General features: G+C 42.7%; 19 protein-coding genes and 1 riboswitch. Of the genes, 17 read left to right on the forward strand and 2 right to left on the reverse strand.

Annotated elements, in window-relative coordinates; all coding sequences use genetic code 11:
• Positions 1-415 precede the first annotated feature (415 nt).
• The 17 genes from cctA (at position 416) to K0I73_RS08120 (ending at position 13,356) form a co-directional block, all read left to right on the forward strand.
• On the forward strand, positions 416-763 hold the full coding sequence (gene cctA / locus K0I73_RS08040; RefSeq protein WP_220063953.1) for a tetraheme c-type cytochrome CctA: 348 nt from the start codon (positions 416-418) through the stop codon (positions 761-763).
• A gap of 916 nt (positions 764-1,679) precedes the next feature.
• Positions 1,680-2,303 carry a LuxR C-terminal-related transcriptional regulator gene (locus K0I73_RS08045; protein WP_220063954.1) on the forward strand — a complete coding sequence of 208 codons (624 nt, stop codon included), beginning with the start codon at positions 1,680-1,682 and terminating at the stop codon, positions 2,301-2,303.
• A 287-nt stretch (positions 2,304-2,590) separates the two neighbouring features.
• Positions 2,591-2,947: a purine nucleoside phosphoramidase gene (gene hinT, locus K0I73_RS08050; RefSeq protein ID WP_220063955.1), complete on the forward strand. Its 357-nt coding sequence runs from the start codon at positions 2,591-2,593 to the stop codon at positions 2,945-2,947.
• A 13-nt stretch (positions 2,948-2,960) separates the two neighbouring features.
• A complete protein-coding gene (locus K0I73_RS08055) occupies positions 2,961-3,458 on the forward strand; it encodes a PaaI family thioesterase (RefSeq protein WP_220063956.1) in 498 nt (165 codons plus the stop codon).
• Positions 3,455-3,913 (forward strand): PaaI family thioesterase, encoded by a 459-nt coding sequence (locus tag K0I73_RS08060; protein ID WP_220063957.1) that lies wholly within the window; start codon positions 3,455-3,457, stop codon positions 3,911-3,913. The genes K0I73_RS08055 and K0I73_RS08060 overlap by 4 nt, the downstream gene beginning before the upstream one ends.
• 86 nt (positions 3,914-3,999) lie before the next feature.
• Entirely contained in the window at positions 4,000-4,389 is a 390-nt protein-coding gene (locus K0I73_RS08065) for a YcfL family putative periplasmic lipoprotein (RefSeq protein ID WP_220063958.1), read from the forward strand.
• Positions 4,390-4,491: 102 nt separating this feature from the next.
• Positions 4,492-4,615: riboswitch (TPP riboswitch) on the forward strand.
• Between the two features lie 72 nt (positions 4,616-4,687).
• Entirely contained in the window at positions 4,688-6,829 is a 2,142-nt protein-coding gene (locus tag K0I73_RS08070) for a TonB-dependent receptor (RefSeq protein ID WP_220063959.1), read from the forward strand.
• Between the two features lie 95 nt (positions 6,830-6,924).
• Positions 6,925-7,185 (forward strand): YkoF family thiamine/hydroxymethylpyrimidine-binding protein, encoded by a 261-nt coding sequence (locus K0I73_RS08075; RefSeq protein WP_220063960.1) that lies wholly within the window; start codon positions 6,925-6,927, stop codon positions 7,183-7,185.
• 41 nt (positions 7,186-7,226) lie between these two features.
• The gene (pnuC, locus tag K0I73_RS08080) at positions 7,227-7,883 is read left to right on the forward strand and encodes a nicotinamide riboside transporter PnuC (RefSeq protein ID WP_220063961.1); all 657 of its coding nucleotides are present in this window, start codon (positions 7,227-7,229) and stop codon (positions 7,881-7,883) included.
• A gap of 11 nt (positions 7,884-7,894) precedes the next feature.
• On the forward strand, positions 7,895-8,932 hold the full coding sequence (locus K0I73_RS08085) for a phosphotransferase (RefSeq protein ID WP_220063962.1): 1,038 nt from the start codon (positions 7,895-7,897) through the stop codon (positions 8,930-8,932).
• A gap of 106 nt (positions 8,933-9,038) precedes the next feature.
• Entirely contained in the window at positions 9,039-9,632 is a 594-nt protein-coding gene (locus K0I73_RS08090; protein ID WP_220063963.1) for an HvfX family Cu-binding RiPP maturation protein, read from the forward strand.
• Positions 9,633-9,723: 91 nt separating this feature from the next.
• Positions 9,724-10,272: an NAD(P)H nitroreductase gene (locus K0I73_RS08095; RefSeq protein ID WP_220063964.1), complete on the forward strand. Its 549-nt coding sequence runs from the start codon at positions 9,724-9,726 to the stop codon at positions 10,270-10,272.
• Between the two features lie 363 nt (positions 10,273-10,635).
• Positions 10,636-11,148 (forward strand): GNAT family N-acetyltransferase, encoded by a 513-nt coding sequence (locus K0I73_RS08100; protein ID WP_220063965.1) that lies wholly within the window; start codon positions 10,636-10,638, stop codon positions 11,146-11,148.
• Between the two features lie 156 nt (positions 11,149-11,304).
• A complete protein-coding gene (locus K0I73_RS08105) occupies positions 11,305-11,910 on the forward strand; it encodes a GNAT family N-acetyltransferase (protein ID WP_220063966.1) in 606 nt (201 codons plus the stop codon).
• 17 nt (positions 11,911-11,927) lie between these two features.
• Entirely contained in the window at positions 11,928-12,380 is a 453-nt protein-coding gene (locus K0I73_RS08110) for a GNAT family N-acetyltransferase (protein WP_220063967.1), read from the forward strand.
• A 58-nt stretch (positions 12,381-12,438) separates the two neighbouring features.
• Positions 12,439-12,849, forward strand: a complete 411-nt coding sequence (locus K0I73_RS08115; RefSeq protein WP_220063968.1) for a hypothetical protein — start codon at positions 12,439-12,441, stop codon at positions 12,847-12,849.
• Between the two features lie 117 nt (positions 12,850-12,966).
• Complete coding sequence (locus K0I73_RS08120) at positions 12,967-13,356, forward strand: hypothetical protein (RefSeq protein ID WP_220063969.1); 390 nt, start codon at positions 12,967-12,969, stop codon at positions 13,354-13,356.
• A gap of 278 nt (positions 13,357-13,634) precedes the next feature.
• Here the strand turns inward: K0I73_RS08120 and K0I73_RS08125 are convergent, their stop codons facing one another.
• Positions 13,635-13,880 (reverse strand): hypothetical protein, encoded by a 246-nt coding sequence (locus K0I73_RS08125; RefSeq protein ID WP_220063970.1) that lies wholly within the window; start codon positions 13,878-13,880, stop codon positions 13,635-13,637.
• 525 nt (positions 13,881-14,405) lie between these two features.
• A complete protein-coding gene (locus K0I73_RS08130; RefSeq protein WP_220063971.1) occupies positions 14,406-14,570 on the reverse strand; it encodes a hypothetical protein in 165 nt (54 codons plus the stop codon).
• Positions 14,571-14,589 lie beyond the last annotated feature (19 nt).

A 14,589-nucleotide genomic window follows, 5' to 3' on the forward strand; every position in this document is an offset into this window, starting at 1 on the left:
TCAATCGCTTTGTTATGATTTAAGTTTGACACTTGGCATCTACTTTGTTCACTCATTAAGGGTGAGTCTATTGCTATAGGAGACAATATGGTTGAAAGAGGAAAGGCCTGTTTGAGATGAATCTAGGATACCTAATAAGGTTTACTGGCTGAGGCGTTAAAGATAGCACAATGCTAATTTGCATCATTAGGGTGTGATGTAAGTCAATGTTGTGGGGTTTTTGGGTGGTTGAACGGTAGATATTTGATTAAGTGCACATTTTTACGGTAAATCAAATGTTAACCTCCCGCCAATTAGAAAAGTTGCTAATTTGTGTTTCCTTCGCTATTTTAAGCTTAGTTGTGCAATTTAGACACTGGCGAGATGAGCGGTAAGAATAAACCTTCACTGTGCCAAACATAAAGAGGATATCATTGTGAGCAAGAAAATTTTAAGTGCATTATTTGGTGCAGGTCTAGCAGCACTAGCCCTATCTCCAGTCGCTATGGCTGAGCCACAAGAGCTTGCAGAAATGCATGCTGAGATGGAAGGTTGTGAAGCTTGTCATGCTAATGGTGAACCCTCAGCAGATGGCGCTCATGAGTTTGAGCAGTGTCAAAGCTGTCACGGCACATTGGCTGAAATGGATGCTGTGCATAAGCCACATGACGGTAATCTAATGTGTGCAGATTGCCATGCGCCTCATGATTCAAATGTTGGTGATAAGCCAACTTGTGATAGTTGTCATGACGATGGTCGTACTGCAGAGTCAACACTGAAGTAATCGGTATTGGCGGTTAAGTCAATTTGCTGTAAGTACAAAACACCAGCTAAACGCTGGTGTTTTTTATGATTAAAAATTGATATCTCTAATTATTATATTTGTAATACCAAATCAGTATATAGATGTGATCGCTCAACGAGAATTTAACGCTGATGAGGCGAGGCCCTTAATTGCTCCTCGGCTCTAACATCCTCGGTAACTGCTCCATGCATTACCCTACCTCTTAAATCTCTTTAGTCGTGCTTCGCCTTATTTCCTATATTCATATAGTTGTGCATTAAGGGCATTCACAAGATCTGACCTCCAGAGATGGAGGAAATGTCTTAAGTATGTCGGGAACATGCAAGCCCCTGTTGATTGCAACGAGTGAGGAACATAGTCGAACTAGGTTTAAGCTCGTTAACATTGCATCAGATGTGCTAAAACTTGCCTTTCAGGCGTGTTTTTGACTGCCTACTCCTGCGTTGAATAGACTCACAAGCGAACAAGCATTCTATCATCTATTCGCCTTGAATTAGTTGCCCAAAAACACGCTGAGTAGATCACATTCTTATACTAATTGGTATTACAGCTGGCCGTCGACTGGCGCTGTTTCTCGCAATGTTCTCATGGTTTACGGTTCAGCCGAGTGCCTACGTGATTGCTGAACTTCGTAGCCATTTATTAAAATGGTTCTGGACATGGTGTAATTGTCACTCAGTGGGAAGTAATTGGAATAGCACCGTTACAGGATACGTTGGTCAATAGATAATGCTATAGACGTTTGTCTGTATGTTAGGTCATGTTTTGATAAATAATACTGTTAAAAATGGTCATTTTAGCGCTATTGGGTAGTTATTATTTATTTCTATAGTTGTTATGATAAGCACTAATTAGATGGATATAAGCTAATTGGTAGCAACATGGAGTGAGCAGGATGTTCAAAGTTATAAATTGGGTAGTGGTTTCTCGTTCGCAGTTATTAACTGATTTATTGGAGACCCGTTGGCCTCAGGAGTTTTTGGTTAAATTAGCCAAAGTGGCTCCTGAAAGTGTAGAAGCAACGATGAATGAAGGAAGCTACTCATTGGTCGTCATCGACCTCTCCACAGTCGATGTTCAGCGTGCTTATCAGCTACAAAAACTGATAGAAAAACGGCATTCGGCTCGAGTCGTATTCCTACATTATCCTGAGCAAATTGATGCAAAATTCCTCATTTCCCCGATCACAGCGGCGGTTTTTTATCGCAATGTCACTCTTGAGCAGATCGGAAAATCATTAATAAATGTCCTTCGCGGTCAAACGGTTATTCCTCAATCGCTATTGTCTGATTCTGGTCAAGCACTGTTAGATGGAGCCGACAATTTAACCATTCGTGAGCGAGAGGTGCTACAGGCTTTGCTGACTGGATGTACCAATATTGATATCGCTAATCAGTTGTTTGTTAGTGAAAGTACCATCAAAACCCATTTATATCGTGTGTTTAGAAAAATTGGGGTATCAAGCAGAGGCCAAGCCATTGCCTGGGCACAAACGCACTTACACGAGGTGCAGCAGTGAACCCATTTAGCCGATCTATCTTGCGGCTGATATAAGGATGAAAGAGTCTGGTCTAACATTCATCGCTAAATACTGTTAAAAGGCATTTGGCGGTGGTTTTCTGTCATGCTGTTCACCTTATTGTATTGAATCGTCCTGTTCTCTTAGTGTCTACACATCTTCCCCAATTTTGAGCCTGCCTATTAATCCTTTAATCCTTTGATTGATCACAAATGATCAATTTGTGAGTATACTAGCTGCATAAGATATTTCATGAACAGCATAAGTTATTCCGAGAGGATTCTAAGATGGCAGAAGAAACAATTTTTAGTAAGATCATCAGACGTGAAATTCCAGCCGATATTTTATATCAAGATGAGTTAGTCACTGCATTTCGAGATATTGAGCCTAAAGCGCCTACTCATATTTTAATTATTCCTAACCATTTGATCCCAACAGTTAATGACGTTAAATCCTCTGATGAGAAGGCGCTTGGACGGATGATCACAGTCGCTGCCAAACTCGCTGATGAGGCGGGTATTGCAGAAGATGGCTACCGGCTAGTGATTAATTGTAATAAGCATGGCGGACAGGAAGTTTTTCATATTCATATGCATCTTTTGGGTGGCCAGTATATTGGCCCTCTAGTTTCTCCTCGTAAATGAGTAATGGTTGAAGATGAAAATCAATCCTGAATTTTTTCCCCTAACAGATTTAGCTCGACGCTTTGTGGATCAGTTAGCTCAATGCCGCCGTTTAAAGCTCGGCGTGCTTGAAGCGAGTGAGCATCATGTGTTGATAGAGTTGCCCTATAGCACTGAATTAATTGGCTATCCTGATACTGGTGTCATACATGGCGGAGTGATCACCACCTTAATGGATACAGCCTGTGGCAGTGCTGTAGTCTGTAGTATTTTTGATAAGTATAAGTCGCTAGAGTTGTCGCCTACGTTGGATTTGCGGGTTGATTATATGAAACCAGCAGAGCCACATAAAAGCGTATTTGGATTTGCTGAGTGCTACAAATTGTCTTCTAGTGTCGCCTTTACCCGCGCTATTGCCTATCAAGAATCGATTGATGATCCTATAGCCCATGCCGTAGGTTCATTTATGCGCATTAGTCCAGATCTGGTCGGAGAACCCTTTAGACGTGCTTTAATGGGAGAGAATGAATGAGCCAGATGCGACACACAGGCGAAATGAATGTTAAAGAAATAGTTAAGAAGGCGACCGAGCTCAATGATTTTAGTCATCTGCTTGAACACGTTCCCTATGCCAAGTTTATTGGCATGGAGGTGGTGCGTTTTGGTGATGAACTCGTATTCCAACTTCCGGCTAAAGATGAAAATATCGGAAATCCCACTCTGCCAGCCATTCATGGTGGTGTTATTGCTGGTTTTATGGAAATGTCAGCAATTGTCCAGCTGATGGTATTTATGCAAACGACTAAAGTGCCTAAAATTGTCGACTTTTCTATCGATTATTTGAGGGCGGGATACCACAGAGACAGTTTTGCTGAGTGTAAGATCACCCGTCAAGGGAGACGCGTAGCGAACGTTAATATCAATTGTTGGCAGACGAACCGTAAGGCGTTAATAGCAACGGCTAGGGCTCACTTCTTGATTGATTAGGTGATTGACTCGCTGAGCGCAGATAATCTCAACTTAGATTTTTTACACTGGCCAGTGTATTTGGATGAATTGGAGACTTCATGAATATGAAAAAGATATTTTTGCTCGCCGTGATCATTTATGGTGTCGCGGGGTGTGCCCCCCATACCGCAGGACTCATGGCCAGTTCGACGGGTGAGCAGCGAGTCGATAATAGTGCTTTTAATAGCGAAGTTTCTGTTCAGCAAGTGATGACTCGACTTAATGGCGATCTGTTAACCGCTGCGGGCACCATTAGTAGTAAAGTCGCCACAGATCTGCGTTTGCAGTACAAATTTACTTGGTATGATCTAAATGGCTTAACAATCGAAGATGAAGGCGTTAGCTGGAAATCATTAAAGCTGCATGGTAAACAACAGATGCAAGTTAGTGCGGTTGCGCCAAACATCACTGCCGTGCGTTGCGAACTGTATGTGCGTAAAGCCTTCTCTAATTAGGTCATTTCTAGATTAAGGTGCCAGCTCTGCTGGCATTTTTTTGCGATATAAGTCATTTTCTTCATTAAATGTGTCAACAATTTGTACGACTTATGTATAATCGGCCTTGCCAAGGGGTGTTAGCGGCGACTTATTTTTAAGTATCCGACTCACTGAGATGTCTATAGACAAACCCTTAGAACCTGATCCGGCTAATACCGGCGTAGGAATGGGCCACATTAGTTGATTACTACAATTTGATTGTGCTTTCTTTCTCGCTTTTTTAAGTGCCGGATCTCAAAAACTTATTTGAGGTCCTATGTTTACAATAAAATCAATATCTCCAGTCGCAATTGCCGTCTGTGCAGTCTTAAATCCGACCAGCTTACTTGCTAATGACAACCCCGTAACGAATGATGAAATGGAAGTCATTGTTGTGACATCTGATTTTCGTCAATCCACCTTAGAAAAAATGCCTTCGAGTATTACCGTCATCGATCAACAACAGATTGAAGATGAAGGTGCGCAACATTTCGAAGATGTGCTCAACTCTATCGCCAATTTTAACTGGTCTGGTGGAAGTTCAAGGGCGAAGTATTTCCAAATTCGTGGTGTGGGCGAACAGGAGGAGTATCAGGGCGCGCCAAACTCTTCTGTTGGTTATATCATCGACGATATCGATATGTCTGGTATTGGCATGATATCGAGTATGTATGATCTGCAGCAGGTTGAGGTGCTGCGTGGACCACAAGGGACCAGATACGGTGCTAATGCACTAGCAGGTTTGATCTATCTAAAGAGTAACGATCCTACGGCGATATTTGAGCACGGCGCTGAGGTGTCTTTAGGCGATGATCAATTGCGTACCCTAAGTGGATTCAGCTCTGGACCACTGACAGACTCTGGAAAATTGTTATACCGCGTCTCGTTGCAGCAACATGAGCAAAATGGTTATCGCGATAATCTTTATCTTGGACGTGATGATACCAATGGCCGCGATGAGTTTACTGGTCGTGTAAAATTACGTTGGTATGCAACCGATGATCTCGCTATCGATTTTAACTTAATGCATGCCGATTTCGATAACGGTTACGATGCATGGACGTTAGATAATAACGGCTTTAATACTCTTACCGATGCACCGGGTGTCGATAAGCAACGTACCACTGGTAGTTCTCTCAAATTTACCTATTCTGGCGCAGAGCAGTTTGAACTAGTGTCATTGACCTCTATGGCACAAACCGATACCCATCATGGTTATGACGGTGACTGGGCCAATCCTGAATATTGGCAAGCCAAAACTTGTTACGGTGCACCATGCGAATATGATTACACTTGGGACAAGATCGGAGATAGGCAAACGGTATCACAAGAGTTTCGTTTGAGCTCTACCGACGCAGGGCGGATTTTTAACGGTAGTACCGATTGGTTAGTGGGGCTTTATGGAATGCGGCTTGATGAAGATAATCATACTGCTGAGTTTTATAACGGTTGGGTAGATGAATTGCTTGCCGATTATAGCGCAACGAATATGGCAATATTTGGCCAATTAGACAGTGATTTAGGCAATGATTATGCCTTGTCGTTTGGTTTACGTGTCGAACGCAGACAAAGCGAATATCAAGATAGTGCAGGCGATAATTTTGAACCTTCAGAAACCATGTGGGGGGGACATATCGCCTTAAGTAAAGCGCTAAGTGAAGATCACGAGAGTTACTTCCGTGTCGCCAGAGGTTATAAGGCTGGGGGCTTTAATATGTCACTGCCGACTGAACTGAGTGACAGAAAGGAGTTCCAGACGGAAACCCTTTATAACTATGAGCTAGGCCTTAAGTCTTCATGGTTAGCGGGTGATGTGGCGACTAATTTCTCTCTGTTCTACATGGATAGACGCGATCAGCAGGTGTCAGCTTCTCAGCAAAACCCGTTAGAGCCTCAAAAATTTATTCTCTATATTGAAAATGCGGGTAGCTCTCATAACTACGGGGCTGAACTCGATGCTAATTGGTATGCCACAGATAATTTGAAATTGTATGCAACATTCGGTTGGTTAGAAACCGCCTATGGTGATTATCAATATCAGGATAAATATGGTGGTTTGGTCGATTTAAGTGGCAGAGAACTGGCCCATTCACCTAATTTTACTTATAGTGCTGGGGCCACTTATCGCAGTGATAATGGCTGGTTCGCCAACTTAACCACCAGTGGAAAAAGTGATTTCTATTACTCCGATAGCAACGAGTCAAAATCTGATCCTTATACGATTTTTAACGCCAGAATAGGGTATGAGACCGATATCTGGTCAGCCTATCTGTGGGGACGCAATCTGTTTGATGAAAACTATGGTGTACGAGGTTTCTACTTTGGTAATGAGCCCGACATTGATTGGGCGGATAAGCAATACATTCGCTATGGCGATCCGCGTCAGCTAGGCTTAACTGTTAACGTTAAGTTTATGTAGCTATCCATGTTGTTAGGGCGCTCGATTACTCCAGCGTCCTAATCACCCCAATTTATAAGTATTTATTGAAATTAATAGTAATGGAATTAAGCACGATGAAATTGACTGCCGAAATTAGTATGTATCCATTTAAAGAAAACTACATCGAGCCAATTCAGTGGTTTATCGACCGAGTTGACAGTTACAGCAACATTGAGCGGAAAACGAACGCTATGGCAACGCAGATCTGTGGTAACTACGGCGATGTGATGACTATGCTAGCGGTTGAGATGCAAGCCGCTCATCAAAAGTGGGGCAAGGCTGTTTTTGTGGTGAAGTTTATTGGTGGGGAGTTAGATCTCTCTCACACGCAGTAGATTCACCATGATGTTGACCTATTTTATGGTAGAAATTTAATATGACGGATTTTTGGTTAGCGCTATCTGCTACGCTGTCAGGCGCCTTTGTTGAGGCGAATGGCTTAACCGCCTGGGAAGCCGTGGCAGTTATTCTCGCCATCGCTTATCTCTGGTTAGCGATGCGCGGCAGTGTCTGGTGTTGGGCAGCTGCACTTTTCAGTACAGCGATTTATACCATGCTGTTCTGGGAAGTCTCTCTGTTGATGGAGTCGGTATTAAACGTCTACTACATGCTGATGGCTGTCTATGGCTATTGGCTGTGGACTCGGGGAGGAGGCGATGACAATGGTGTTGAGGTCGTTAGTTGGTCGCTGCCTCGACATTGCGTGCTGATAGGTGTCACGGCGGCGATATCCGCCATCGTTGGACATCTAATGGCAACCTATACTACGGCGTCTTATCCTTACCTTGATGCCGCTACCAGCTGCTTTGCTGTAGTGACAACCTATTTAGTGGCGAAAAAGGTACTTGAGAATTGGCTATACTGGGTTGTCATCGACTTTGTTTCTATCTATTTGTACCTCAATAAGGGGTTAATGCTAACCTCGATGCTGTTTATTTTATATGTGGGTATGGCGATTGGTGGTTACTTCTTATGGCGTACCAGCATGCGGACACAAAGTGATCGAGAGTCAGGTGATTATTCTTATGAATAAGCCAGTTCACTATGATTAAAGCGTTACATTCGTATAAGGCATTGAGGCTTCCGGCAGATATTATCGCCGAACTAGAGTGCCATGGATGCATGCTTACTGATGATACTCATGTGTCGATGCTTTCTCGCGGTTTGAGTAATCAAAACTATCTTATCAGATCAGAAGATCGGCAATATGCTCTGCGGATTAATAGCGATGCCAGCAGTGCTATTTGCCATCGCCAGAGCGAGGTCGCGAACTGGCGTTTGGCACAAGATGCCATGCTGGCCCCACAGCTACATTATGTGTCAGCCGACTACAAATATTACTTAAGTGATTTTATTCAAATAGATAGTGATTGGAGTCAGCTGATGACAGCCAATTCTGCTCATCCTTTGATTGACTGTTTTGAGCCGTGGCCTCAAGCGGAAAGGTTACTCTTATCATTATTAAACGGGTTGAGTCGCTTGCCGCCACCAACTAATGCCGTTTCGGTGACCGAGCAGTGGACTGAATATTTAGATACGCTGACCGATTTTTCGACTCGTCATCAGTTAACTTCGCCTAGGCTAGTGCAATGGTTTGGGCGTTATCAACAATTGATTAGCCGTAAGGCACAAGTAACCAGTGTGCTCACGCAACTGGATGCTTGCATGATTTTACCCCAGTTTAGTCATCGGGATCTTAATCCACACAATCTGCTATTAAAAAATAATCAAGTTTGGTGTATTGATTTCGAGTACGCCTGTTCATCGCATCCTTTAGTCGATCTCGCCAGTGTTTTAGCGACGCATCGATTATCAACCTCCCAGCGGCACTGGTTGATCTCAAATTACCTTAATAGTCATCCGCATCTAACGTCTGACGCCTTAAGCGCAGTACCTGCCGCTATCGAGTTGTACTGGTATTTTGGTTGCTGTTGGGCACTGCGGATGACTAGTCATATACTCGACTCAAATCATAGTAAAACAAGTGAGTCGACCACAGGACAAGCGAGTTCAAACCCTCATACATTTGACAACTATATTGTTTGTTTTGATGATTTCTTATCCCTATTACCAGAAAGCTAACTTTTAATTCACCTAACTACCGGCGCACCGATTTATAAACTAGCGAATGAAATAAAATAATCTGATGCATGGTCTATTCTCTCAATGATGATATTGAGGAACTCTCATGCAACTTATTCAAGTATATAAATCGTTTTTAAATGGAATTAAGCATACCGATGGGGTGCTCGCATTAGGCTTACGTCTATATTTAGCACCAGTATTAATGCAAGCTGGATATAATAAATTGTCTCACTTTAGTGATACGGCGGCATGGTTTGGTAACGCCGAGTGGGGATTGGGGTTACCACTGCCTGAGCTTATGGTCTCTCTAGCCGCAGGCTCAGAGTTCTTTGGCGCAATACTATTGGTGTTAGGGTTAGGAACTCGATTAATCTCGATTCCTTTGATGTTTACCATGTTGGTCGCCGCTTTTGCGGTGCATTGGGGTAATGGTTGGCTGGCTATTGCCGATCCCAGCTCTTGGTTAGCCAATGAACAAGTACTTGCCTCTGCTGATAAGTTACAAGCGGCAAAGTCACTACTACAAGAGTATGGCAATTATGATTGGTTAACATCCTCGGGTAATTTAGTGGTGCTCAATAATGGTGTCGAGTTTGCCATTACCTACTTACTTATGTTGTTTGCGCTAGTTATTATTGGTGGTGGGCGTTATACCAGTGTTGATTATTACATCGCAAAGCATAATCAATTGCTATAGCAACTTGCTGGGTGTAAATCCCACTAAATTAGTGGGATTTTATAAGTCAATTTGCTAATCTCTGAGCATAATTTCTCTGTTGGATTAACTCGTGGATGCCATTGAACTGCTTTTAACTCGCCAATCTTCACCAAGATTGGTTGCTCCAGCCCCAGATGAATCTCAACTCACCACAATTTTAAATGCCGCCGTTAGAGTGCCTGATCACGGCGGGCTTAATCCGTGGGAGTTCATTGTTGCCAGCGGCGATGGGCTTGATAAGTTATCTCAGTTGTTCGTAAAGGCGACCGCAGCCGATGGCGGGGATGAGGCCACCTTAGCCAAAGTGGCTAATATGCCGCGAAGAGCACCTATGGTTGTTACCGTTGTCGCGAAAGTCGTCGAGCATCCCAAAGTACCGGAGATTGAGCAGCATCTGGCCGTTGGGTGTGCCTGTATGGCAATGCAACAAGCTTCGTTTGCGTTAGGTTTAGGTGGAATTTGGCGAACTGGAAGCTTGGCATTTAATGCTCAATTACATCAAGATCTGGGCTTGGGAGCTAATGATCAGATCATCGGTTTCTTGTACTTAGGTACGCCAGCAGTTAAGGCGCCAATAAAACCTACAAAACCAGCTGAAAACTTTGTTCGTTATTTGTGAACTAAGGGTAATAGACTTTAGTCGGGTTTACTCTTTTTATAAATCTGTCACAGTAGCCATGAGCCTGCATTAACCTATGCATAGCTTTTCACCCTAAGTGATTTTGTTGTTGCCCGCCGTTTGAGCGGGCATTTTTTTGCTTGTCTGTTGGGCCTGTTGATCTTTTTCGGGTCGAAGTTTGTGTGAGAAAAAGCGTTTTAATCGAGGCGAGTGGATCCCAGCCTAATGATCTAAGCAAAATTCACTTTACAGGCTGAATGCTTACCTCACCATGATTGCATTGTTATTGTTACCACTTCCTATGAAGCCGCGTTCGCAGTATAGTCGAATGCTAATTGTGTCAAAGGCTTATAGGAGAATGAAATGCTTATCGCGGAAACACCCCGTTTAATACTGCGAAGAATGACCTTGTCCGATGCGCCATTTATGCTGGAATTATTAAATTCGGATGATTTTATACGTCATATAGGTGATAGGGGCGTGCGAACCATTCCTCAAGCCGAGAACTACCTCATCGAAGGCCCAATGCACAGTTATCTTGAGCATGGGTACGGCATGTACATTGTGGCGCTAAAATCAACGGGCGAAGCTGTGGGGGTTGCTGGTTTGGTGAAACGCCCCGAGCTGACCGAAACCGATTTAGGCTATGCATTATTGCCTAGGTTTTATCATAAAGGATACGCAATTGAAGCGGCGCAGGCCGTATTAAGACACAGCGATGGATTGGGGGTGGATCCGGTTGTTGCCATCGTCAATCCTGACAATAAGGCGTCGATTAATCTATTAGAAAAACTGGGTTTTTGTTTCCTGCAATCAATATCTTGGCAAGATGAACAACAAGTATTAATGTTTAAACGAGAGCTTGAAGTTACCTAGACTTTTTTGGTAGCGTGAAGACTCTGGTTCCTGTTAACCGACAGCGATGCGGAAGGTTTATTGGGAGGCTCTGTAATCATTGAGATGAATAGCGTAAACATGGCTTCATCAAATTTTCATATGGTATTGCTATAACCAGATTGTAGGGAGTGGATCATGAATAGTCAGTCACAATCAGGTTATCTAACAGGCGAATTAGTTATTCTAGAGCCCATGCAGCGTGAGCACATTGCAGCGTTGTCGATTGCGGTGAGTGATGGGAAGTTGTGGGAGTTGTGGTTTACCAGTGTCCCGCATCCCGATGAGATGAAAGGTTATGTTGATGATGCGATCGCAGCTGAGGAACGCGGCGAAGCACTTGCATTTGTTGTTCGGGATAAGTTTTCAGGGCAGGTAGTGGGTTCAACGCGTATTATGTCTTGGGATCAGGCCAATCGCCGTTTAGAGATCGGACATACTTGGTATGCTAAGAGTGCCCAACGAACAGGTATCAATAGCGATACAAAATATTTGTTACTTAGCTATGCCTTTGAAGTACTCGATGTGATGGCTGTGGAGTTCAGAACCCATTGGCATAACGAACGTTCCCGCGAAGCAATATCGCGCTTAGGTGCCAAACAAGATGGTGTGCTGCGAAATCACCGAATTTTGAAAGATGGCTCAGTTAGAGATACCGTAGTGTATTCAATCATTGAGGCGGAGTGGCCAGAGGTGAAGCAAAATTTGCTTCACCGAATGAATCAGTTTGAGCTCAATCGATAGATATTTAAGGAGGATAGATGTCGGGTGAAATAAGGCGGGTAACATTGGAAGACGTTGATGTGGTTGCCCAACTATTTGACGAGTATCGTCAGTTTTATCATCAGGAGAGTAATATTCCATTAGCCACTCAGTTTATTTCAACTAGGTTGCTTAACCGCGATTCAATCATTTTTGTGGTGCTCGACAATCAAGGCGTAGCTCTTGGTTTTTGTCAGTTATATCCTTCGTTCAGCTCTATTTCGGCTCAGTCTATGTTGATCCTAAGTGATCTGTATGTGACTCAACATGCCCGCTGTGTTGGTTTAGGGAGGCGTTTAATGAATACGGCGATGGAGTACGCGAGAACTAAAAATGTGAAAACGATATTTTTGGAAACTCATAAACAGAATCACCAAGCGCAAGCCTTGTATGAGTCTTTAGGTTTCATTCAGGAAAAAGAATTTTTAAGCTATAACCTTGATATTGAGTGATATCTAAAGTAGAAATGGTTCATTATTTATATATTGTTAATGGTCAAGGAATCTCTTCATGCGTTTTAATACTCTACTCTCCGTTTTAACTTTGGCATTATGCGGTACAGCATCTCAAACCGTATTGGCCGCATCCGATGCTGAAGTCGCATTCAACAAAGAGGTGCTTCAATGTGCGGCTTATTATCACATTGCCTCAGATGCGATTGGTAATATGAACGCTCCGCAGATGCAAGCTGTCGGCGAGCGTCTGAAAAAGTCCGGTGAAGATGCTATTGTGTTAGCCAAAAAATATCAAACGGACGCTGAGGTCGAGGCACTACTTGAAAAGAGTATTGCTGAGCAGCAAGCGAGCTTACCGAGTAATAAAAACTTAGGTGGGTTAATGAGCCGCTATAAAAGCCCTTGCCAAAGTTTGTTGGCTAACCCACAGCAAAGACTGGATTATTGGATAATGGCCACCATGTGAGCCAGTATGTTAGATATTATCAGAGTGCCAAAGTGCACTCTTTTTTTTAACGCCTGAAACTTCAGTGCACCTAAAACGGTCTAGTTAGTTACAAAAGAGGGTTTCGCTGGAGAACCTATGAATATCTACTTTCTAATTGCCGCTATAATATCCTTGCTCACCTGTATTGCTCATCTTACTTTTGGGCATAGGCAGTTTTTAAAGCCGATGCAGCAGGCTCAATTCGAGCCTGTGGCAAAAGCTGCGATGAGTTGCGTGTTTCATTACATCTCTGTGTTCTTACTGCTATCGACCATGGTGCTATTTGCCTGTGGTTTAATGCTAGTGTCCGATATGCAAAGTTATTCGTTAGTCTTGTTTATCGCGCTTAACTTTATTTTGTTCGCCATTTGGCAAATCTATATCGGTTACTTTTCCTATGTCGCCAATGGTTTTCGTTACTTGTATCAATGGGTGTTATTTCTACTTATTAGTGGTTTTATTCTATTTGGGACTTATTCTAGCTAATAGAACTAGATTAATTAGATGTTATACCGATTATCATGTGAGGAAAGTCAGCTCTCGTTTGAGGATTTTGTTGTGTAAAAGGGGGAGTTGCAGATAATGATTCTAGGGGGAACCGTATAAATAAAGAGTATATCGCTTAAATCATTTATCTACTGCGGTATCAAAACGGTTAACGACCGACAACATTTTTATTTGCAGGGCAGGCAAATCCCACCTGGGATTGAGTATATGTTTTCTCAAGATTAATGAAATATCTCTGTTAAGCTCTAGCTTGCGACTTATTCACCCATTGGCATTTGTTGGGCATAACAGTTTTGATTGGTTTCACAATTATCTGCGGTTAGGGTGACCTTTAATTGGCTGAGCTCTTGATTTGGTATCGAGTCACTTTGTTCATCTATCCAAGCACTTTTAATATCCGATAGCCAGTTGCTACCCGTACCTTGCTCAAAGTAGTCTGAAACGTCGACAAACGTTAACCAAAATGCGTAAGCAATGATGGAGTAAATTGTAACACGAAACATGGTTTGTACCCTGTAGGACCTAATTTAGCTTCGCACTATACTCGCTAATTTTTAAGAAAGAAACTGTCAATGTTTTGCCGCTATTTTGTACTAACGAGGTGTTTTTTTATTGTTGATTTTAAAGTAAAAAGTCTGATGTAGTAGATTTTCGCGCCAATAAAAAATCAGTGTCAGATTCTTAACAAATAGCGAAATTTTGACGATGAATAATCTATTAATGGCCGTTGAAGGAATCATACCAGTCAGTGTATAGACGTGATTGCTCAGTGATAATGTAGCGTTTCAGAGTCGAGGTTTTTCGTTAGGGATTTATTGTCGGGCAGATATTTGCAAGATGTAAAATGAAATAGCTTACCCTGTGGGTTAAATAAACCTATTTAACCCACAGGGTGCAGTTATCAAACCCAATAACAGCGCTAATTCAATACACTAATCGACTTTCAATACGCAATCGAACATACCATATCAATGGCACTATTTGCGTCGTCAGTTCGTATTCTTACTCTGTGATCTGATTCAGTATTGTTAGTTGCGTTTTTTCCACACCATAATACCTGCCACTATGATCACTAACGCGACGATAGGTAACAGATCATTAAGATGATGGAATAAACCTATACCTTGGTGTCCGGGATGTGCCCAAGCCGCAGCGGGTAACAAACTGACTAATAGTAGTAGGGCTCTGTTCATTTGACTTCTCCATATTTTG

This window comes from Shewanella mesophila (assembly GCF_019457515.1).
Classification (GTDB): domain Bacteria; phylum Pseudomonadota; class Gammaproteobacteria; order Enterobacterales; family Shewanellaceae; genus Shewanella; species Shewanella mesophila.

What these genes read in the sequence shown, in the direction of transcription:
- K0I73_RS08045 (WP_220063954.1), top strand. Translation starts at nt 1,680, where the DNA reads ATGTTCAAAGTTATAAATTGGGTAGTGGTTTCTCGTTCGCAGTTATTA.
- hinT (WP_220063955.1), top strand. Translation starts at nt 2,591, where the DNA reads ATGGCAGAAGAAACAATTTTTAGTAAGATCATCAGACGTGAAATTCCA.
- K0I73_RS08055 (WP_220063956.1), top strand. Translation starts at nt 2,961, where the DNA reads ATGAAAATCAATCCTGAATTTTTTCCCCTAACAGATTTAGCTCGACGC.
- K0I73_RS08060 (WP_220063957.1), top strand. Translation starts at nt 3,455, where the DNA reads ATGAGCCAGATGCGACACACAGGCGAAATGAATGTTAAAGAAATAGTT.
- K0I73_RS08065 (WP_220063958.1), top strand. Translation starts at nt 4,000, where the DNA reads ATGAAAAAGATATTTTTGCTCGCCGTGATCATTTATGGTGTCGCGGGG.
- K0I73_RS08070 (WP_220063959.1), top strand. Translation starts at nt 4,688, where the DNA reads ATGTTTACAATAAAATCAATATCTCCAGTCGCAATTGCCGTCTGTGCA.
- K0I73_RS08075 (WP_220063960.1), top strand. Translation starts at nt 6,925, where the DNA reads ATGAAATTGACTGCCGAAATTAGTATGTATCCATTTAAAGAAAACTAC.
- pnuC (WP_220063961.1), top strand. Translation starts at nt 7,227, where the DNA reads ATGACGGATTTTTGGTTAGCGCTATCTGCTACGCTGTCAGGCGCCTTT.
- K0I73_RS08085 (WP_220063962.1), top strand. Translation starts at nt 7,895, where the DNA reads ATGATTAAAGCGTTACATTCGTATAAGGCATTGAGGCTTCCGGCAGAT.
- K0I73_RS08090 (WP_220063963.1), top strand. Translation starts at nt 9,039, where the DNA reads ATGCAACTTATTCAAGTATATAAATCGTTTTTAAATGGAATTAAGCAT.
- K0I73_RS08100 (WP_220063965.1), top strand. Translation starts at nt 10,636, where the DNA reads ATGCTTATCGCGGAAACACCCCGTTTAATACTGCGAAGAATGACCTTG.
- K0I73_RS08105 (WP_220063966.1), top strand. Translation starts at nt 11,305, where the DNA reads ATGAATAGTCAGTCACAATCAGGTTATCTAACAGGCGAATTAGTTATT.
- K0I73_RS08110 (WP_220063967.1), top strand. Translation starts at nt 11,928, where the DNA reads ATGTCGGGTGAAATAAGGCGGGTAACATTGGAAGACGTTGATGTGGTT.
- K0I73_RS08115 (WP_220063968.1), top strand. Translation starts at nt 12,439, where the DNA reads ATGCGTTTTAATACTCTACTCTCCGTTTTAACTTTGGCATTATGCGGT.
- K0I73_RS08120 (WP_220063969.1), top strand. Translation starts at nt 12,967, where the DNA reads ATGAATATCTACTTTCTAATTGCCGCTATAATATCCTTGCTCACCTGT.
- K0I73_RS08125 (WP_220063970.1), bottom strand. Translation starts at nt 13,880, where the DNA reads ATGTTTCGTGTTACAATTTACTCCATCATTGCTTACGCATTTTGGTTA.
- K0I73_RS08130 (WP_220063971.1), bottom strand. Translation starts at nt 14,570, where the DNA reads ATGAACAGAGCCCTACTACTATTAGTCAGTTTGTTACCCGCTGCGGCT.